This is a genomic window from Gordonia neofelifaecis NRRL B-59395 (genome assembly GCF_000192435.1).
Taxonomy (GTDB): domain Bacteria; phylum Actinomycetota; class Actinomycetes; order Mycobacteriales; family Mycobacteriaceae; genus Gordonia; species Gordonia neofelifaecis.
Map to the genome: position 1 here is coordinate 280,240 of NZ_AEUD01000003.1, position 19,277 is coordinate 299,516.

The 19,277-nt window shown below is 65.5% G+C and carries 20 protein-coding genes and 1 pseudogene; 11 read left to right on the top strand and 10 right to left on the bottom strand.

Going from position 1 to position 19,277, the window contains the following annotated elements; translation table 11 throughout:
- Window positions 1–22: 22 nt before the first annotated feature.
- Window positions 23–1,663: a thiamine pyrophosphate-binding protein gene (locus tag SCNU_RS05400; RefSeq protein WP_083812555.1), complete on the bottom strand. Its 1,641-nt coding sequence runs from the start codon at window positions 1,661–1,663 to the stop codon at window positions 23–25.
- Between the two features lie 147 nt (window positions 1,664–1,810).
- Window positions 1,811–2,389: a TetR/AcrR family transcriptional regulator gene (locus SCNU_RS05405; protein ID WP_009678349.1), complete on the bottom strand. Its 579-nt coding sequence runs from the start codon at window positions 2,387–2,389 to the stop codon at window positions 1,811–1,813.
- Between the two features lie 166 nt (window positions 2,390–2,555).
- On the opposite strand from SCNU_RS05405, the gene SCNU_RS05410 reads away from it, so the two are divergent.
- Window positions 2,556–3,350, top strand: coding sequence for an IclR family transcriptional regulator (locus tag SCNU_RS05410; RefSeq protein ID WP_009678350.1), 795 nt, complete (start codon window positions 2,556–2,558; stop codon window positions 3,348–3,350).
- Window positions 3,351–3,371: 21 nt separating this feature from the next.
- Here SCNU_RS05410 and SCNU_RS05415 read toward each other — a convergent pair whose 3' ends face one another.
- A complete protein-coding gene (locus SCNU_RS05415; protein WP_009678351.1) occupies window positions 3,372–4,157 on the bottom strand; it encodes a slipin family protein in 786 nt (261 codons plus the stop codon).
- A 205-nt stretch (window positions 4,158–4,362) separates the two neighbouring features.
- Here SCNU_RS05415 and SCNU_RS05420 point away from each other — a divergent pair, with 205 nt between their 5' ends.
- Window positions 4,363–4,977: a DUF4822 domain-containing protein gene (locus SCNU_RS05420; protein ID WP_009678352.1), complete on the top strand. Its 615-nt coding sequence runs from the start codon at window positions 4,363–4,365 to the stop codon at window positions 4,975–4,977.
- A gap of 65 nt (window positions 4,978–5,042) precedes the next feature.
- Here the strand turns inward: SCNU_RS05420 and SCNU_RS05425 are convergent, their stop codons facing one another.
- From SCNU_RS05425 to SCNU_RS05445, 5 genes are all read right to left on the bottom strand, one after another.
- Entirely contained in the window at window positions 5,043–5,690 is a 648-nt protein-coding gene (locus SCNU_RS05425; RefSeq protein ID WP_009678353.1) for a response regulator, read from the bottom strand.
- A 2-nt stretch (window positions 5,691–5,692) separates the two neighbouring features.
- Window positions 5,693–6,904 carry a sensor histidine kinase gene (locus SCNU_RS05430; RefSeq protein ID WP_009678354.1) on the bottom strand — a complete coding sequence of 404 codons (1,212 nt, stop codon included), beginning with the start codon at window positions 6,902–6,904 and terminating at the stop codon, window positions 5,693–5,695.
- A 225-nt stretch (window positions 6,905–7,129) separates the two neighbouring features.
- Window positions 7,130–8,632, bottom strand: coding sequence for a protein adenylyltransferase SelO (locus SCNU_RS05435; protein WP_040517684.1), 1,503 nt, complete (start codon window positions 8,630–8,632; stop codon window positions 7,130–7,132).
- A gap of 38 nt (window positions 8,633–8,670) precedes the next feature.
- A complete protein-coding gene (locus tag SCNU_RS05440; protein WP_009678356.1) occupies window positions 8,671–9,117 on the bottom strand; it encodes a hemerythrin domain-containing protein in 447 nt (148 codons plus the stop codon).
- A gap of 103 nt (window positions 9,118–9,220) precedes the next feature.
- Window positions 9,221–10,162 (bottom strand): oxidoreductase, encoded by a 942-nt coding sequence (locus tag SCNU_RS05445; protein ID WP_009678357.1) that lies wholly within the window; start codon window positions 10,160–10,162, stop codon window positions 9,221–9,223.
- A 217-nt stretch (window positions 10,163–10,379) separates the two neighbouring features.
- On the opposite strand from SCNU_RS05445, the gene SCNU_RS05450 reads away from it, so the two are divergent.
- Window positions 10,380–11,087 (top strand): hypothetical protein, encoded by a 708-nt coding sequence (locus SCNU_RS05450; RefSeq protein WP_040517686.1) that lies wholly within the window; start codon window positions 10,380–10,382, stop codon window positions 11,085–11,087.
- A gap of 12 nt (window positions 11,088–11,099) precedes the next feature.
- On the opposite strand, the gene SCNU_RS05455 is transcribed toward SCNU_RS05450, so the two are convergent.
- Window positions 11,100–11,528, bottom strand: a complete 429-nt coding sequence (locus SCNU_RS05455) for a type II toxin-antitoxin system VapC family toxin (RefSeq protein ID WP_009678359.1) — start codon at window positions 11,526–11,528, stop codon at window positions 11,100–11,102.
- A 957-nt stretch (window positions 11,529–12,485) separates the two neighbouring features.
- On the opposite strand from SCNU_RS05455, the gene SCNU_RS05460 reads away from it, so the two are divergent.
- The 3 genes from SCNU_RS05460 to SCNU_RS05470 all read left to right on the top strand — a co-directional run bounded on the left by SCNU_RS05460 (window position 12,486) and on the right by SCNU_RS05470 (window position 15,427).
- Window positions 12,486–13,592, top strand: a complete 1,107-nt coding sequence (locus SCNU_RS05460; protein ID WP_009678360.1) for a tyrosine-type recombinase/integrase — start codon at window positions 12,486–12,488, stop codon at window positions 13,590–13,592.
- Complete coding sequence (locus tag SCNU_RS05465) at window positions 13,589–13,921, top strand: helix-turn-helix domain-containing protein (RefSeq protein WP_009678361.1); 333 nt, start codon at window positions 13,589–13,591, stop codon at window positions 13,919–13,921. The genes SCNU_RS05460 and SCNU_RS05465 overlap by 4 nt, the downstream gene beginning before the upstream one ends.
- 150 nt (window positions 13,922–14,071) lie before the next feature.
- Entirely contained in the window at window positions 14,072–15,427 is a 1,356-nt protein-coding gene (locus SCNU_RS05470; protein WP_337998781.1) for a hypothetical protein, read from the top strand.
- Between the two features lie 27 nt (window positions 15,428–15,454).
- Here the strand turns inward: SCNU_RS05470 and SCNU_RS05475 are convergent, their stop codons facing one another.
- Entirely contained in the window at window positions 15,455–15,808 is a 354-nt protein-coding gene (locus SCNU_RS05475) for an Rv2640c family ArsR-like transcriptional regulator (protein WP_040517687.1), read from the bottom strand.
- A 96-nt stretch (window positions 15,809–15,904) separates the two neighbouring features.
- On the opposite strand from SCNU_RS05475, the gene SCNU_RS05480 reads away from it, so the two are divergent.
- The 5 genes and pseudogenes from SCNU_RS05480 to SCNU_RS05500 form a co-directional block, all read left to right on the top strand.
- Entirely contained in the window at window positions 15,905–16,378 is a 474-nt protein-coding gene (locus SCNU_RS05480; protein ID WP_009678365.1) for an ArsI/CadI family heavy metal resistance metalloenzyme, read from the top strand.
- Between the two features lie 91 nt (window positions 16,379–16,469).
- The gene (locus tag SCNU_RS05485; RefSeq protein ID WP_050792756.1) at window positions 16,470–16,832 is read left to right on the top strand and encodes an ArsR/SmtB family transcription factor; all 363 of its coding nucleotides are present in this window, start codon (window positions 16,470–16,472) and stop codon (window positions 16,830–16,832) included.
- Window positions 16,829–17,920, top strand: a complete 1,092-nt coding sequence (gene arsB / locus SCNU_RS05490) for an ACR3 family arsenite efflux transporter (RefSeq protein ID WP_009678367.1) — start codon at window positions 16,829–16,831, stop codon at window positions 17,918–17,920. Before SCNU_RS05485 ends, arsB begins: the two co-directional genes overlap by 4 nt.
- The gene (locus SCNU_RS05495) at window positions 17,917–18,318 is read left to right on the top strand and encodes an arsenate-mycothiol transferase ArsC (protein ID WP_009678368.1); all 402 of its coding nucleotides are present in this window, start codon (window positions 17,917–17,919) and stop codon (window positions 18,316–18,318) included. Before arsB ends, SCNU_RS05495 begins: the two co-directional genes overlap by 4 nt.
- A gap of 337 nt (window positions 18,319–18,655) precedes the next feature.
- Window positions 18,656–19,189: pseudogene (locus tag SCNU_RS05500) on the top strand (oxidoreductase C-terminal domain-containing protein); the annotation flags it as partial.
- Between the last annotated feature and the right edge of the window lie 88 nt (window positions 19,190–19,277).

The following is a 19,277-nucleotide window of genomic DNA, read 5'->3' on the forward strand; positions in this document are numbered from 1 at the left end:
GCCCCGATCGGCGCCGGAGCCCTCAGCGAGTCGGACCGTGATGCGCGAGCGCGCCCGAGAGAGCATCGTCGAACTCGGCCGCGCTGCCGACTCTGTCCGACCGAACGCCGAATGCGGTTGCCAGCGTGGTGAAGTCAGGCGCTGACAGATCGACGTCGTGCTGCATCCCGTCACCTGTGGTGCGTTCGATGTTGCGGAGCATCCCGTAGCCGGAATCGTTGAACAGGCAGATCACCACCCGCGCCTGCGCCTGCACAGCGGTCGCGAGTTCACCGACGCTGAGCATGAAGCCGCCGTCGCCCTGGAGCAGGATCGTGTGCTCTCCGGTGGCGAGGGCGGCGCCGATCGCCAGCGGCAGGCCGGGCCCGATCCCCGCGCCGGTCGACCGGATCGACGTTCTGGGCTCCCACGCCGCCAACAGGGTCTCGCCCCACACGTACGCCGGAACGGTAGCGTCCCTGACGACCACCGCCGAGCGGGATCGTCGGCTGTTGAGTACGTCGCTGATGGCGGTGTGGTCGGGGCCCGCATGTCGCACGACGAGCTCACGCGCTGTCCGAGCGGCAGTCTGTCCAGCCGCGACATGTCGCATACGACCGGCGTCGGCCGCGGCGCCCGGGGCGTCGATGGCCGCAGTCAACGCGCGCAGACCTTCGCGCGCATCGGCCACCAGCGCCACGGCCGACGGATAGGCGCGGTCGATCATCGCCGGATCGATGTCGAGGTGCACGAGCTGTCGGGGGAGCGGGAGAGTCCAGCCCGCCGTGGGATACTGCTGGAATCTGGTGCCGACGGCGAGCATCGCATCGCAGGTGGCGAGGTAGTCGGGCATCGGGTCGATGGCACCGAGCGCGCCGAGGCTGAGCGGATCGTCGTCCGGGATCGCGGCGCGTCCCTCTCTGGTCGTGAGAACGGGTGCGTTCCATTTGCGAGCGAAGTCCACCAGGGCGGTCTCCGCACCGGCCCGCAGGACACCCCCGCCCGCCCAGATCACCGGCCGTTCGGCGGCCGAGAGCAGACGCGCGGCGTCGCTGACCGACGCGGGTTCCGGTCGTCGCGCACGGGTTGGACGGACGGTGTCCGTCAATCGAGCCGGGTCGACGCGTGCACTCATGCCCTGTACGTCGATCGGGATCTGCACCGCGACGGGCCTCGGCCGTCCCTGCCTCGCCAGGCGGCCGAGAGCGACGACCGTCTCAGCGATCTCGTCCGGGTCGGTGATGCTCGCGACGCGCTTGCAGACCGTCTCCAACATGTCCGCTTGGTGCTCGGCCTCGTGCACGAAGCCTCGCCGACGGCCCCTCTCGTGAGTCGGGATCTGAGTGGTGACGAGCAGTACCGGCGACGAGGCGTAGTGGGCCTCGTAGAGGCCGCCCATGGCGTTCGCCGTTCCGGGTCCGGTGCTGACGATCGCGACCCCGAGTCCACCGGTCGTCCGGGCGTAGCCGTCGGCCGCGTGCACCACGCCCTGCTCATGCCGACAGCCGGTGACCACGATCCGACCACGTCTGTGGAGGGCGCTCAGAACGGCCAGGTTGTGCGCGCTGGGGATCGCGAAAACCCTTGTCACACCAAGGGTTTCCAGTGCAATTGCGACTGCGGAGCCACCGTCGACGACATCCATGGTCAGAATCCTCTCCGCCGTCAGGTCTCGGCCTCGCATCTGGCGAGACCCGCCGGACGGCCACGATGACTCCGGCGAAGGGTGTGGGGACGGCCGATCGGCTGACTCGAACCTAGGACTCAGCGATCACCGCCGCCAGCGTCGGTCCCGCATTCCGGGACGACGCGTTCTCGACCGGCGCAGGCGTCAGTTCGTCGCGTTCGAGGCGCGACGATCGGCGAACACCCTCCGCAGGTAGGCATAGGCTTCAGCATCGACGTCGCCCTCCGAGTCGGAGAGATCGGCGAGGTCCTTCACATGCGGCCCGAACAGTCCCCAGCCCATGCTCATGCAGGTCAGCACCGCAGCCTGCAGCCGCGCGTCCTCGTCGCCGCCGTCCTCCAGGCGACGGACCAACTCGCGCAGCGCGGGCGGCGCCTTGAAGAACTCACCGGGATCGCGGCCTTCGAGAATGAGATGCGCCAGCAGCCGCACATAGGCGTCGGACTTCGGCCGGAGCAGCACGGCGACGGCCGATTCGGTGCCGTCGGCCGCCGAGAAGGCGTCGGCCCAGGTCTCCGACAGGCGCGTGAACACCAACTCGAGCAGTTGGTCCTTGGAGCCGACGTACTGATGGATGAGCCCGTAGTTGACTCCGGCGTGCTGAGCGACCTGACGCAGCGACACCCGGGAGGGTCCACGCTCTGCGTACAGTTCGAGCGCGGCGTCCACGATCTTGTCGGTGTCTCGCTCCTTACTGGTGCGCGCCTGGTTGTCGCCGTTCATTTCCCGCCCGTCCGATGAGGATTCGGTGTCCGGCCCTCCCCATGACCACATGCGGCCTTCACAGGGGGTTGACGCGGACAGCTCATGGTCACTACTGTAACCGCCAACACAGTCTAGCCAGTTGGCTAGTAACTCGAGATGGCAGGTGCGGTCGTTGGAGTCTGATATGCCGAGCGGAACGCTGACCCGGGCATCGATGGTGCTCGAAGACATGTTGAGCCAGGACGGCCGCGCGACCTCCGCGGCGGAGATCACCCGGCGCACGGGGATTCCGAAGTCGTCGGTCCACCGACTGCTGGAGCAACTGCTGACGCTCGGGTGGATAGTCCGCGAGGGAAATCTATACCGCCTCGGGGCACAGATGTACGACTTCGGCATCAGCGCCGCGCGCGGTGATCAGGCCATGGCACACGCCTGGCCGGTTCTCCAGGATCTCGCGGCCCATACCCGATGCGTGTCGTATCTCGGCGGGCTCCGCGGGTCGAAGGTTGCGATTCTGCAGAAGGCCGTCGGACCGAACCGACGCGCACCGCAGTTCGCGGTCGGCGCTCGGGTGCCCGCACTCCGCACGAGCATCGGCAAGGTACTCGTGAGCGCGTTCCCGGACGCGCCCGAGTCCCTGGCGGCCCGAGCCGAGGCGACGTCTGACCGCCTTCGACTGCGCAACGAACTGGCCCACGCACAGGAGACGGGGATCGCGTTCGGGTTCGACGAAGCCAAGCCTGGGCTCGGATGCATCGCATCGGCGATTCGAGTGCACGGGCAGCCGATCGATGTCGCAATCGCGGTCAGCGGTCCGGCCGGTGCCGTGCGCGACCGGAACGTTCAGCAGGCTCTGCGGGCCGCGGCTGCGGCCATCGGCCGGAAGCTGGAATCCACGCTACCGACCGACTCGAGTCTTCGTCGTTCATCTCCGTCGGTCGCGGTGCGCATTCCGCAACGGACGCTTCACGCGGTGTGAAACGAATCCATCGACAGACGCCTACCGCGCCACCCTGGATTCTCTCTCGAGGAACGCCACCAGATCGCTGACCGCACCCATCACCGGCGCAGGGAAGACGACCGTGGTGTTCTTTTCGACACCGATCTCCATCAGGGTCTGCAGACTGCGCAGTTGAAGGGCGATGGGATGGTCGCTCATCGTGTCCGCGGCGCGCGCGAGTTCGTGCGCGGCTGACGACTCGCCCTCGGCGGCAATGATCTTCGCGCGCTTCTCCCGCTCGGCTTCGGCCTCCCGGGCCATCGCGCGCTGCATGCTGTCCGGCAGTTGGATGTCCTTGAGTTCCACCAGGCGAACCTCGACGCCCCACTCCTGGGCGGTCATCTCCAGAATCCGGCGGATGTCCCCGTTGATCGAGTCGGTGTTCGCCAGCACCTCATCCAACGCATGCTGCCCGACGACTTTGCGCAGGGTGGTCTGCGCGATCTGATTGATGGCGGCCCGGACGTCCTCGATCTCGACGACGGCCTTCACCGGATCCACGACCCGGAAGTAGGCCACCGCGGAGACATCGACGGTGACGTTGTCTCGGGTGATGATGCCCTGCGACTGGATCGGCATCGTGACCACCCGCATCGACATCTTGACCATGCGGTCGGCGATCGGAATGATCACTCGCAGTCCCGGGTCGCGCACCCCGACGAGTCGGCCGAACCGCAGTACCACTCCGCGCTCGTACTGCGTGACCACCTTGATCGCCGCCATCGCGATCAACACCGCGATCACCAGGACGATCCCGATGATGATCACTGCCACTGCGGTCGTCATCGCTGACTCCTCACGTCGGGAACCGTGTGCGCGTGTCTGCTCACCGACTGTCCTTCGATTCTATGCCCGACAGGAAGAGGCGATCGCCCCTCGTTGACGGACGCAGGTCACCCGGCGACCTCGGCACGTCATCGGCCGATGGGGCGACGTGGGACTGGCCGATCGGATGATGTCGGCGATGCCGGGCCCGCTTAGGTTGAATCTCATGACACGCACAACCATCACGCGCCGCGCTGCGCTCGCCGTTCTGTCCGTCTCCGCCGCCGCCGGCGCCGTCCTCGCCGCCGGTCAGGTCTCCGCCGCGCCCGCCTCGGCGACGCCGATCGAATCGATCATCTCGCGGTTCACCGACACGCTGACGCCTTCGCAGACCCTCGCGTCGACTCCGTGGAAGACGACCGGCGCCGTCGATCAGGACGGCAAGCGGGTCGCCCTGGACAACCCGGGCGTGTCGAACTTCGTCGGCTGGGCCTACTTCGACGCCGACGGCACGTACACGATGTACAACCTCGATGATTCACCGAAGCTGAAGGGCGACTGGACCGTGAACGCGGACGGTTCCGAGCGGTGGATCAACGCGAAGGACGACAGCGGGAAGGTGCTCTTCGAGCGGGTCGTGCCGATCGTCGAGCTGAACAAGAACGTCTTCACCTACCGCGTGTACCCGAACGCCGCCGATCACAGCACCTACTTCGACATCGTCCACACGAAGACCAACCATGCCGAGCCCGGTTCCGATTACAAGGGCCCCGGCGCCAAGGGCAACCAGGGCGGTCAAGGTAAGGGCGGCTACCACTACAACAACGGCAACTCTCACTGAGTTCTCGCCCCAGCCGATGCCGGTTCCTCGTCTCGAGGCGCCGGCATCGGCGTTTTCGTCGAGGGTCAGTTCACGCGAATGATCCGGCGCTCGATCGCGGCGGCCACCGCGCCGGCCCGGGTGTCGACGCCGAGTTTGCCGTAGACGTGCGCCAGGTGTGCCTTGACGGTGCCCTCGGAGATGAACATCGTCTTCGCCAATTCCTTGTTGCCCATCCCCCGGGCGAGCAGTTCGAGGACTTCGACCTCGCGTTCGGTGATCGTCGGGCCCGGCTGAGAGCTCCGTCGAACGAGGGTGGCGGCGATGGCGGGGGAGAGGACGGTCTCTCCGCGCGCCGTGGCGCGGATGGCCGACAGCAGTTCCTCTGCGGGTGCGTCCTTGAGCAGGTACCCGAGGGCACCGGCGTCGAGAGCACGCAGGATGTCCGACTCCGTCTGGTAGGTCGTCAGCACGAGGATCTTCGGTGCCGGACCGTCGACGCCTCGTTGCAGTTCGGCGATGATCTCGACGCCCGAGTGCTCCGCCGAGCCGAGGTTGAGATCCATGAGGATGACCTGCGGTCGATGAGCGCGCACCGCACGCAGAGTCGACTCCAGGTCGTCGACCTCGGCGACCACGGACATGTCGTCGAGTCCGTTGATCAGAGCGGCGAGCCCGGCTCGCACGACCGGATGATCGTCGACGAGCAGGACCAGGATATCGGTGTCGGTCATTCTCAGTTCTCCTCGTTCTGTGCCGCCGGACCGATCGGGAACCAGACTGAGACCGTGGTTCCGTCGCCGATCTCGGACTCCACGTCGGCGCCACCGCCCAGTTCGACGACCCGGTCTCTGATTCCTTTGAGGCCCAGGCCTCGCCGAATCGCGTTCGGCGACGACCCGGGGGTCGACCGCGCGCGCTGGGGGTCGAAGCCGCGGCCGTCGTCGCGGATGTCGAGACGGACTTCGTCGGGTGTGTAGGTGAGGGTCATCATGGCACGGTCAGCACCGGAGTGCTCCTGCACATTGGCGAGTGCCCCGCGCGCGGTCGCGACGAGTGCGGACGACGAACGATGCGACAGCGGCACAGGCGCGCCGTCGATGCGCAGACTCACCTGCGCCGAGCCGTGTGAATGCTCGCGGAGGTCGCCGAGTCGCTGATGGAGTTCGGCCGCCGTGATCAGCGACGCCGACTCGACCTCGGTGCTGAGGTCGTGAATGACGTGCCGGATCTCTTCGAGCCCACGCCGGGAGGCGTCGATCGCCGTGCGGACGTTGTCGTGGGAGGTTGCAGGCTCGGCGGTCCAGCCGCGGTCGGCGGCCTGCAGCAGCAGGTACACGCTCGAGAGGTCCTGTCCGATCGAGTCGTGGATGTCGCGCGAGAGGCGAGCGCGCTCGCGGAGCGCGCCCACGCGGCGTTGCTCGGCGGCCAGGTCGTCCTGCGTCGCGACCAGTCGGTCGATCAGCTCGGCCCGGGCCTTCGCTTCGAGGTCGAGCGCGCGGAAGGACATCACGGTGATGAGCGCGATGCCCAGCGGCCCGGCGATGACCACCGGGTCGAGCATCGGGCTGATCCGCAGCCATGAGGCAGTGACGACGACCACGAGCGCGCTCACGCAGACCACCGCCCAGAGGTACGGCAGGGTCCGCAGCACGGCGAACGCCACAGGTACCGCGCACCACGCGAACGACGGCGCGGCGATCGTCAATGCCGCGACCAGCGCGGCGAGCGCCACCGACCACGCGGCCGGAATCCAGGTCCGCTGCGGCAACAGCGGTCGTACCGCGTAGCCGACGATCAGAGCGGCCGCACCGAGCAGGATGAGCACCCCCACGGTGCCGAGCCCGTGCCGCAGTACGTAGCGCAGGGAACTGGTCACCACCAACGCGACCAGCACCACGAAGAGCCAGGCGTCGAGGCGTCGCACCGGAGCGAGCACAGCGTTCATGTGATCCAAGAGTATGGAGGTCGTGCGCGAGCCACATCGTCCGGATGGACAATGTCCTGGCATTCACGAGGCCCGCCGGCTGCCCTCGCTGGTCGAGCGACCCTGCCCTCCCGCCGCTTGCACAAGCGTGTTTGAGCTGCCCTTCCGCTGGTGAGCGAGCGGAGCGAGTCGAAACCTCGTGCGTAGAGCCGGGGCTCGCCCCGAAGCCTCCATCCAGAGAATCCGTCAGGTTCCGCAGAAGGTGCGGAATCCGGTGTTGAACGACTCCGGTGCGGGCTCGGCGAGATCGATCCATTCGGTCCGCTGCTCGAATGGATGGGTGACGGAGTCGAGCAGTCTTTCGAAGAGCGCGAGGTCGCCGTCGGTTGCTGCGCGCAAGGCGGCGTCGACCTGATGGTTGCGCGGAATGTATATCGGGTTGACCCGATCCATCTCGTCCGCGACCTGCGAGTCGTCTCGCCCCACGGCGGCCAACGCCGCTCGCCAACGGCCTCTCCACGGCGCACTCGCCTCGCACGGCAGCATGGCGTCGAGTCGGGCAGAACTGCCGCGCAGGTCGTCGGCCAAGGCGCGGAAGGTCCCGGTCCAGTCGACGCGATGTTCCCGCATCAAGGTCAACAGGTCGTCGACGAGAGCATGGTCGACCGTGCCGTCGAGTCCGAGTTTCGCGGCGATCCCGGTCTGGAAGTGCCGATCATAGTGCTCGTCGAAGGTGTTCAACGCTGCCGTCGCCGCCGTGACCGCGTCGTCGGGCGTCGGATCGAGCAGGGTCAAGAGCGTTTCGGCGAAGCGCGCAAGGTTCCACTTCAGCACGGCGGGCTGGTTTCCGAACCGGTATCGGCCGCCGCGATCGATGGAGCTGAACACGGTGTCCGGGTCGTACGAGTCGACGAATGCGCACGGGCCGTAGTCGATGGTCTCCCCGGAGATCGTCGTGTTGTCGGTGTTCATCACGCCGTGGACGAATCCGACGAGCATCCACTGCGCGACCAGTGCCGCCTGCCGCTCGACGACGGATTCCAGAAAGGCCAGATACCGATTGCCGTCACCGCTCACCGGCAGGTGAGCGAGACCGGGGTAGTGGCGCTCGATGGCGTAGTCGGCCAGCGGCGCGAGGAGATCGCGTTGACGGGCGGCGAGTTCGAAGGTGCCGACCCGCAGGTGACTGGCCGCGATTCTCGCGAGCACCGCACCCGGCTCGGCGCCGTCGCGGTTGACGTCGCGTCCGGTGGCCACGACCGAGAGCGATCGGGTGGTCGGGATGCCGAGCGCGTGCATCGCCTCGCTGACGAGATACTCACGCAGCATCGGGCCGACTACCGCGAAGCCATCACCGCCACGCGAGAACGGTGTCGGCCCGGAGCCTTTCAACTGCAGGTCGAAGCGATGGCCGTCGTTGTCGATCAGCTCACCCAGGAGCAGGGCCCGCCCGTCGCCCAGGAGCGAGGCGTAACCGCCGAACTGGTGACCGGCGTAGGCGGTCGCCACCGGATTCGCGTCGGCGGGTGTCGCCGCGCCCGAGAGGACCGCGATACCGTCGTCGGCGCGCAGCGCGTCGCCGTTCAGCCCGAGAGACTCCGCGAGTTGCTCGTTCAGGACGAGGAGCGCCGGCTCGGGGACCGCGGCGCCCTTCCATGACACCGTCAACGGTTCCAAGGTCTCGGCGAAGGTGTTCTCGAGAGTGCCGATCGCGGTACTGGTCGAGGCGGGGGAGTCAGGTGGGGCCACGCGTCCCACCCTAGTCAGATTCCGGCGGCATCGACCGGTCACGATCCGAGCAGTTCCCGCCCGGGGTGGGCACCTCTCCAGGCGGTGATCGCCGCGTCCCACTGTGGTCCGTCGAGGGTCGTCACCGACGCCGGGAACAGGGCGTCCTCCTCTTTGGCGATGTGCGCGTACAGATCGAACATCTGTGTGCGGAACCGCTGCTGATCGGCCGGCGTCGCCAGATCCATCGTCCGGAGGAACTCATCGAGCACGCGATGCTCGGCGATCAGCGGATCGATGTACGGCGCGAACTCGTCGCCGCTGACCAGGAGTTGGGCGAACAATCCGTCCTCCTCGCCACGCCAGTGGGACCGCAGTTCCTCCGCGAGTTCGGCCGCCGACGCCGTCGCACGGGGGATGTCTCCGAGGTCGAGCGATCGAACGGCGTCGTCGGCGAGATTCACCGCTGTTTCGTGCTCGGCGGTGTAATCACGCAACAGCGGCATCTCACGGCATCCGCAGTACTGGCACATGGCACGCCCTTTCGCCGGTTCCTGTCAGCGTATCCATGCGGTTGCCTGACATCGGGCGAGTGCGGCGAAAGTACCGTCACGGATAGGCGATACCGGTGTACTGCTCGGCGAACTTCCAGAGTCGCGCGCCGACGGCCGCGTTGCGCACGACGGGGATGCTCGGCACCGGAACCGGAGCGCCGGTGAGCTCGAACGGGCCCGACGGACCGAAGTATTCGCCGCCGACGGCGTTCCGGTCAGTGGCGGCGCGGAGCACCGGGAGAGCGCCGGTGCGCGCGTCGTTGATGAACCAGCGCAGCAGTGGCCAGGCCAGTCTGCTGTGGTAGATGCGCTGAACGATCCGGGGTCGCTCGCGCATGACGCCGGTCCGCGCCGCACCGGGATGGGCGGCGAGCGAGATCGCCGACGGCCCGGCGGCGGTGAGTCGGCGATCCAGTTCCTGCGCGAAGATGAGCTGGGCGAGTTTGGCCTCGGCGTAGGCCCGCATCGGGGCGGTCGTGGTTCCGACTCCGAGGCGAGTGGGATCGAGGGCCTTCGAGCGATGCGCGAGACTGCCGACCGTCACCACCCGAGCCGCCGGAGCGTTGAGCAGTCCGTCGCGGAGAAGTCCGATGAGGGCGAAGTGCCCGAGAAACGTTGCTGCGAATGCTGATTCGACGCCATCTGCATCCCTGACCACCGCTGTCGGAATGTATCCGGCGTTCGCGACGACGATGTCGATGGTCGAGCGTTCGGCAGTGATCATGTCGGCGCATCGGCGGATGGACTCGGCATTCGCGAGATCCAGCGGAACCACGGAGACGTCGGCGCCAGGGCACTCGGCGACGAGTCGGCCACGAGCGTCCGCGGCGGTGCGTTCGTTCCTGCAGGCCATGACGACTGTCGCGCCCAGCTGTACGAGCCCGCGCGCCACCTCGAAACCGATTCCGGAATTGGCGCCTGTCACGATCGCGATCCGCCCGCTCTGATCGGACGCGTCGTCGATCGTCCACGGTGTCACGGCGCGCCTCTTCGGCATTCGTGGTCCTCCAACGCTGTTCTCGTCCAACCGCCTTGCGGCGGTCGGCACGACCACGCTACCGGTGCGCCAACACCTGCACGCCATCAGGATCGCCTCGACCGCCGGACTCCGTCGTCGGGTCAGTTCCGTCGGCGTGATCAGGCGCGATGCCGCGATCGGACGATCTGTGGATAGCGTGATTTACGGCATCTGTCAGCGCGCTTACTGTCCTGCCATGACTTTCAACGCAGAGCAGACACAGGCATGGTCACCGTCGAACCTGGACCGGGTTCGGTCCGAACTCCTGCACGGCTACCAGCGAATCGAACAGACGTTGGCGCAGGGTTCCGACGATGGCGACCTGATGGCCGGCACGATGGTCACCGGCGCGAAGCTCGCACTGGAGCGTGCTCGCCCGACGTGGTTGTCGTCGAACGCCGTGGACACTCTCAGTTGTATGTTGATCTCGCCGGCGAAGACGGACGCGTTGATCGGGGCCGGCCACTACGGATTCCTGGTCTTCGAGCATCCGATCACCGAGACGACGCTCGGTTCGGCGGAGCCGTCCGGGACCGGGCCGATCAACGGCCTCGTGTGGTGGGCGGCCGAGTTCGACGGCCACGGCCTCCGTCAGGACTCCGACGTACCGAATCTGGTGGTGGTGCACGCACTCTCGACCCGCGTCAGCAGTGAGCTGCCGTGGCAGCCGATGGTCTGGGAGGATTCCGAACTCACCGACCTCGGGATGTTTCCGCTGCCGCTGGGGACGGAGATGACGCCGCCCTCCGTCAAGCAAGACGACCTCGCTCCGGCCATTCAGCTGCTGCTCGCGTACGGACAGGCTGTCGAGTCGGGACGTGTCCTGTACGGGGACGTGGAGGGCTGCGCGCCGCAGCTTCCGGTGCCGCGGGAAGTCGTGGTCGTGTACCCGGCGACGGAGTGAGACACGCCGGGGTCACGCCCGGCGTGTGGACGCCGGTGCCTGGCCGGGAGCCGAGGCGGGAAGACCGAGTTCGGCGGCAGCGTCGTGAAGGCGGACGTCGTATGCAACGAATGCCGTCAGGGCACTGCCGAGCTGGGACGCCGCGGCCAGGTGGATTGCGTCGACGGACCGGAGGGTCGATGGGCCGATGACTGTCGCCTCGTCGACGACCGTCTCGCTGGTCGGAATTGAGTCGAGGCCGTCGAGCATCATCCTCGCGTCGTCCAGTAGCCCGGGCTCGTCCAGGCGCGCGACGGTACGCATGACTTCAACTCGCGCCAGATCGCCACTGACAAGGTTCTCGCCGGAATTGACCTGAGTGTCGAGCCAGCTGACAAGATCGGCCGACTCGGCCTCGGCGACCAGAAGTTTGACCAAAGCGGACGTATCCAGATAGATCACTGCTCGTCGCGCATCTCGGCAAGGACATCGGACACACTGCTGCGCCGACCGTGAAGAACCCGAGGCTGCATGTCGGTGATACGGCGTGGCCGCCGGGCCGGATTCAGAACGCCGGCGCCGATCAATGACTGTCGCGACCGCACCTCTGCAGGCACTGGCACCAACCGAGCGACAAGGCGACCGTGGTTCGTGACCGAGCACATTTAGTGCCATCGGAGTGTTCATGGGTGATGAAAGGTCTCCGAGGGATCAAAGGGAGCGGGTCAGGCCACGGATTATTCGTCACAGTGACAAATTGAACCGGGGGGCGACCCCAGAACGAACAGACTCCCAGCCGGTTTCCCGGTCGACGCAGCGCGTGCACACACGGCCTGGCCGACCGAATCTGTCGGTGCCTGTGATTTATGGTGGCAGCACGGGTGGACGGTTGAGAGGATCGCCGCGTCGACGTTAGGACCGAGGCGACAAGTGTTCGAGCTGCATGCGTGACGAACCCAGGTCGTCGTGACTGGAGTCAGAGATCTTTTCCGTTCTGAGTTTCGTTCTCGGTCAAGCTGAGCAAGACGTTCGTTTCCCGAGTGATGGCCGGATGCACCTAGACATGAGGTTTCGGCAGACGTTCTTCAGGACGAACTGGTAACGAGACGTGTTTGGCTGAACTCGTCGTAGTTAACGTGCCGATAAGATACATTATGTAAAGTCAACCTCTGCGTATTGCACCAGATGAATCATCATCGGCGTTCGGCCCCCGGCCCCCACTGCCGACGCTACACCAGCAACAATCAGCAAGAACGTAGAGAATCCGCAGGCGGAATGCCGCCGCTCGTCGCGCGCCAAGTGCTTCAGAGATGGTTGCGGAGCGGTTCCATCCAATGCTTCGACCTGCGGGTATTGCCTTCTCGTCTCATCAGATGCATCATTGAATCATCAAATGAAACCGGTTTTTCGGAGGTTTCGATGCAGGTCGACGAGGTCGGACGCGTTCATCTCGTGGAGTCTGTGCCCCTGCTGCGGCCGGACGAACGGGTCGTGGAGTCGATGCTGGACGGCTGGCGCAACCAGCAGTTGTCACGCAATCTTCAGTTCGACACGATCGATCAGCGAGCGCGGTGTGTGCGCCGTTTCATCGAGCACTCCAACGAAGAACCGTGGAACTGGACGCCGGCCATGGTCGAAGAGTTCTCCGCCGACCTGCGGTCAATCCATCATGTTGCGCACGCGACGCTGCGTGGTTATCACGCCGCGTTGCGCGCGTTCTGCTCGTACATCAGCAACCCGGACTACGGCTGGGACCTGGTGTGCGAGCAACTGTTCGGCACTCACCCGGCACAGGTCTTTCACGATTGGAACACCGCTCGACACATACAGCAGTATGACGGCCAGCCGACCAAGCGGCCCTATACAAAGCAGGAACTCGACGCCCTGTTCGAGCACGCCGATGATGAGGTCGCCCGGATAGGTTCGACCAGTCGCAAAGGCTGGCAGGCTGCCTATCGCGACGCAACGATGATGAAGCTCTCCTACGGGTACGGGTTGCGATTCAACGAGGTCCGCCACCTGCAGACCGTCGATTTCGCCCGCAATCCGCACGCCCGGGAGTTCGGACGCTTCGGGGTGTGCAAGATCCGATACGGCAAGGCTCACCGAGGGTCGCCTCCCAAGCCTCGCTCGATACTGACCGTATGGCGGTGGACACCGCCGGTCATCGAGGACTGGCTGGCCAATGGCCGCGGCGATCCCGACTGCCTGGACATGTTCCCCAGCGAGCGCGGCGGGCTCGTCGTCGAATCAACATTGCTGCGACGAGTACGCCGGTACTGCACGGACGTCGGTATTCCCGAGGGTGTAGACCTGCATTCGTTTCGCCGCTCGTACGCGACGCATCTGCTTGAGGACGACTGGGACCCGCGGTTCGTTCAGGACCAGATGGGCCACGAGTACGCCTCAACCACTGGGATCTATCAGTTCACATCTGATGAGTTCCGCCGGTCGACGTTGCGATCAGCACTCGATCGAACGATGCACCAGGCACTGCACAGCGCAGAGGAAGGCACCCCGAAATGAAGAGACACGTCGACTACACATGGCGCCTGGCCGAGCTGATGGCAGCTCGAGGGATGAACAACACCACGGACCTCATTCCGCTCCTCGCCGAACGCGACATCTCTCTCTCACGGCCACAGGTCTACCGCCTGGTCAACCAGAGACCCGAACGCGTCTCACTGCAACTGATCGCGGCCCTGTGCGACATCTTCGGCTGCGGCCCCGACGCCCTGGTCACCGTTACCGCGGTCAACGCACGCGAACGACACACCGCAACCAACAGCGGCCCGAACGTCGTACCACTCGACCGCACAACGCGCCCACGGCGGGCCAACATCCTCGATGAATAGGTTCGAAATGAGGTAACCGAGATGCGCCCACACGGATTGAAACCGCACACACCAACCCGCGGCCGACCCCGGCTGGCCGATGGCAAATGGATCTGCGACCGATGCGGACGATCCACTACCCGCATCCAAGCTCGCTGGCCCGAAGGTCGCGTGTGTTTCACCTGCTGGTTCACCGCGATTCATACTCACGGGATCTGCCCCGCATGCGGCGCCGAACGACTCCTCCCCGGCCCCACCACACCATCAGGAATCCCCTTGTGCGCACCGTGCGCTGGTATTACCGATGAGTTTCACTGCCGACGATGCGGAGAAGAGAACGGCCACCATCGCCGCGACATCTGTGCGCGGTGTGCGGTCCGCGAGGACCTGTACGGACTACTCGGCGGCAAACCTTCCGATCCGGTGCTGATAGGCCTCGTCGATGCCCTCTGCTCAGCAAAGCGTCCGGAATCGACGATCGTCTGGAAGCGCTCACCACGAGTCCAGGCCCTGCTGCGCGGCCTCGGCGACGGGTCGATCGCCGCAACGCATGACGGTCTCGACGAGCATCCCGGCCGGGCCACCGAGCATCTGCGGGCTCTCATGCAGCACCACGAGCTCCTCCCGCCGAGAGACCCGTGGCTCCCCCGGTTCGAGCACTGGATCGAGGACAAACTCGATGGGCTGCCCACCGAGGTCGCTCAACCAGCACGACATTTCGCGACGTGGCACCATCTGCGGCGTATTCGCCAGATCGCCGATTCGGGCCAAGACACCCAGCCCGCCGTTCGATCAGCCAAGCAGGAGATCACCGAAACGGTGAAGTTCCTGAGCTGGCTCCATGAGGCCCACGGTCGAACGATCCAGACGTGCACGCAACACGACGTCGACCAATGGATCGCCGCCGGACCGACGACTCGGCACGCCATCCGCACGTTCCTGGTCGTCAGCAAACGCACCAAGCTCAACACCACCGTGACTCTCGATCCTCGATACGCGCAGACCTGTCCAGCGCTCACCCAGGACCAGCGCATCGCCTGGATCGGCGAACTCGTCACCACTCGCAGTGAGGCACTTCCCTATCGAGTCGCCGGCGTCTTGATTCTGCTCTACGCTCAGCCACTCAAAGGGATCGTCCGAACCCGCACCGCAGACATCGCCGATGGCGACCCCATGACCATCATTTTCGGTCGACACCCCGTCGACGTTCCCGAACCGTTCGCTGAACTCGTTCGCGAACTGCTGCACAGCAGAACAAATCTCCGAACCAGCGACGATGACAACCCCTGGCTGTTCCCCGGAACTCACGCGGGCCACCACCTGCATCCCGACACAATCATGCACCGTCTACGCCACCTCGGGCTGAGTAACCTCGGCGCCCGCAACAGCGCTCTGGACGATTTGGTCGTCGAATGCCCACCACCGGTCGTCGCTGACGCCCTGGGCTACAGCCATCAGGTCGCGTTCAATCATGCCGAACACTCAGCCGGAACGTGGGCACGCTACACAGGTCGACGGATCCGATGACACCCCGCTCAAACGAGAACTGATCGTTCAGCAGCAGGTGTTGAGGACCCCGCGAAGCGCTTCGAGATTGACAGGTTCAGCCCGGTAGAAATTGTTCACACCGCGACGTTGCGAGGTGACTAGGCCTGCGCCGCGGAGCTGGTTGAGGTGATGCGTCGCGGTGCCGCCGGAGACACCTACCGCACAGGCGAGATCGCTGGCGGTCATCTCGCGAGTCGGATCTGTCATCAGCAGAGACATCATCCGGATGCGAGTCGGGTCGGCGAGAGCTTTGAGTCGCAGCGCGAGCTCGACCGCATTCTCGGTCGACATCGGCCCGGCCGCCAGAGGTGCGCAGCAGATCGGAGCACTGACGTCGATCACTGGCAATGACTTGGGCATATTTCCAAGCTACCAAAGCCTTTGACATACATCAAAGCTATGGGTACAACGGAGTGGTCAGACACTTCGACATTCCTCAAAGCCTTGGAGGCTCTCATGTCCCGCGTTCAACTCGCCCTCAACGTCGACGACCTGGAAGCGTCGATCGCGTTCTACAGCAAGCTGTTCAACACCGCCCCCGCGAAGGTCAAGCCCGGCTATGCGAACTTCGCGATCGATGAACCCGCACTGAAGCTGGTCCTGCTGGAGAACCGCGGCGAGGGTGGCACCATCAACCACCTCGGCGTCGAGGTCGACTCCAGCGAGACCGTGCACGGCGAGATCGCTCGCCTGACCGGCGAAGGACTGTTCACCGAGGAGCAGATCAACACCACCTGTTGCTTCGCCACTCAAGACAAAGTGTGGGTCGGCGCTCCTGACGGTGAACGCTGGGAGGTCTACACCGTCCTGGCCGACTCGGACACCTTCGGCGAGGCACCCGCGCTCGCCTCAGAAGGCTCCGACCTGGGCCTGACGCAGGCGTCGCAGGACTCGTCAGCGTGCTGCACACCGGCTTCCTCGTGCTGCTGAACCTGCGGTGATTTCGAGCTGGCGAGGGGCGTCACTGCTGGGTGGCGCCCCTCGTGTTGCGACCAATATCGATCAATGTCAATATCGATGCATGTCGAAACCATTGGGGATTGAGATCCCGCCGGTGCGGTGTTCGTCGCTGGTGCGGGAGCCGTTGACGCCCGAACGGTCGGTGCAGGCGGCCGTGGTGTTCAAAGCGCTGGCCGATCCGGTGCGGTTGCAGTTGTTCAGTTTGATCGCCAGCCATGACGGCGGCCAGGCGTGTGTGTGCGACATCTCTCCGGCGGTCGATGTCTCGCAGCCGACGGTCTCCCATCACCTGAAGGTCCTGCGGACCGCCGGCCTCCTGGAGTCCGAGCGCCGCGGATCCTGGGTGCACTACCGGGTTGTGCCAGCTGCCCTCGACATCGTTGCCGCCATCGTGGCACCACTGACCGGGAAGGCTCTGGCATGAGCGTCCAGACGCCGAGCCGCAGCGTCGCCGGCAAGTTGTCGACGCTAGATCGGTTCCTTCCGGTGTGGATCGGGTTGGCGATGGTCGCCGGGCTGCTGCTCGGCCGCCTCATTCCGGGCCTGAACACCGCCATCGACAAGATCCAGATCGACGGGATCTCCCTGCCGATCGCACTCGGGTTGCTGATCATGATGTACCCGGTGCTGGCGAAAGTCCGCTACGACCGCCTCGACACCGTGACCGGAGACCGCCGCCTGCTCATCGGATCGCTGGTCCTGAACTGGGTGGTCGGCCCGGCACTGATGTTCGCCCTGGCGTGGCTGCTGCTGCCGGACCTGCCCGAGTATCGCACCGGCTTGATCATCGTCGGCCTGGCCCGCTGCATCGCGATGGTCATCATCTGGAACGACCTCGCGTGCGGTGACCGCGAGGCCGCGGCCGTGCTGGTGGCGATCAACTCGGTGTTCCAGGTCCTGATGTTCGCCGTCCTGGGCTGGTTCTACCTGTCGGTCCTGCCCGGCTGGCTCGGCCTTGAACAGACCACCATCGACACCTCACCATGGCAGATCGCCAAATCAGTACTGATCTTCCTCGGCATTCCCCTGCTCGCCGGCTACCTCAGCCGCCGGATCGGCGAACGCCGCCGCGGCCGCGACTGGTACGAACAATCGTTCCTGCCTCGCATCGGACCGTGGGCCCTGTACGGGCTGCTGTTCACGATCGTGCTGCTGTTCAGCCTCCAAGGCGACCAGATCACCTCCCGCCCCGGCGACGTCGCCCGCATCGCACTTCCGCTGCTGGCCTACTTCGCGATCATGTGGGGCGGCGGCTACCTCCTCGGCGCCCTCCTGGGCCTGGGTTACGAGCGCACCACCACCCTCGCGTTCACCGCCGCGGGCAACAACTTCGAACTCGCGATCGCCGTCGCGATCGGCACCTACGGCGCCACCTCCGGCCAAGCCCTCGCCGGCGTCGTCGGGCCCCTCATCGAGGTCCCCGTCCTGGTCGCCCTGGTCTACGTCTCACTCGCCCTCCGAAAACGCTTCACCCCCACCACTTCTCAGCCCACCGAAAGGGATTTGCCATGACACCGTCCGTGCTGTTCGTGTGCGTCAAGAACGGAGGCAAGTCCGTGATGGCCGAAGGTCTCCTGCGCCAGGCCGCGGGCGATGCGATCGAGGTGCACTCAGCCGGCACACGCCCCGGCACCGCCGTCAACGCCCTCTCCGCCGAGGCTCTCGCCGAGGTCGGCGTCGACATCACCGGTCACGTCCCGGTCGGCATCGACCCGGCCCTGCTCGCTCGCGTCGACAAAGTGATCACCCTGGGTCGAGAAGCCGTCGTCGACGTCCCCGGAGTCACCGTCATCAACTGGGATACCGACGAGCCCTCCGAACGCGGCATCGACGGCATCGAACGCATGCGCCTAGTCCGCGACGACATCACCGCCCGCGTCCGAAACCTCAGCAATGAACTTACGAAGTAAGCCCTCGTTCAATAGACGACGGAAGCAACGCTGACTCGGTTCCGGTCTCGGCCGCTATACGCACGGATGCAATACGCAGGGTGTCCACTAGTAGCTTGACAACCCGCTGGTATAGCGAAAAGCGCTCGCTACCGCGCAGTCTCGCTCGATACGATTCCGACCGATTCACTTGCTGGGAGTCTGCTCCTGAGGCTGGTCGGTTGAGTTCCAGTAGAAGGGTAGGAAGCGCCTGATGGCCTGTCGGATTAGCGAGCTGGTGCTCGAGTGTCACGACCCTGGCGTTGTCTACAGCCATCGTTCGACGTGGCTGCATTCTCAGGCGGCGTGCATCTCGAATGCGTTCCTCCTCATTATCGGAATCGGCGTGGAGCCCAACGTCGACCTCGCCGCCGCCGCAGACCTTCGACCTCGCCGCCGCAGACCTTGCCGTTGACATGGCGTCGTCATCGACGGCCACGCTTGGACCAGTGATCCCGACGTCGTGGCCGCCGGGGATTGCGCCAGCCACGACATGGCCCGCTACGGACGTCGCATTCGCCTGGAGTCCGTGCCGAGCGCCGCCGAGTGGGCCAAGGTCGCTGCCGCGACCATCTGCGGAAAGCCTAAGGAGATAAAGGCGCTCCCCTGGTTCTGGTCGGATCAATACGATCTCAAGCTCCAGATCGCCGGGCTCAACACTGGATACGACGAAGTCGTCCTCAGTGGAAACCCGACCCGTGACTGCGACTTCACCTGCTACTACCTACGCAGTGCGGAGCTGATTGCGGCGGACTGCATCAATCGTCCCCGCGATTTCATGTTCAGTAAGCGGGTCATCACCCAGCAGCTCCCCATCGGCCGCGCCGAACTGTCACCCGCCGGTGCAGTGTGAGGCGACTCTGCCTTGAGGGCGATCGATGTGAGTCGGCGAGCGATACGCAATTCGAAAGGACGAACAGGTCCAAACCTCATTCGGCGCG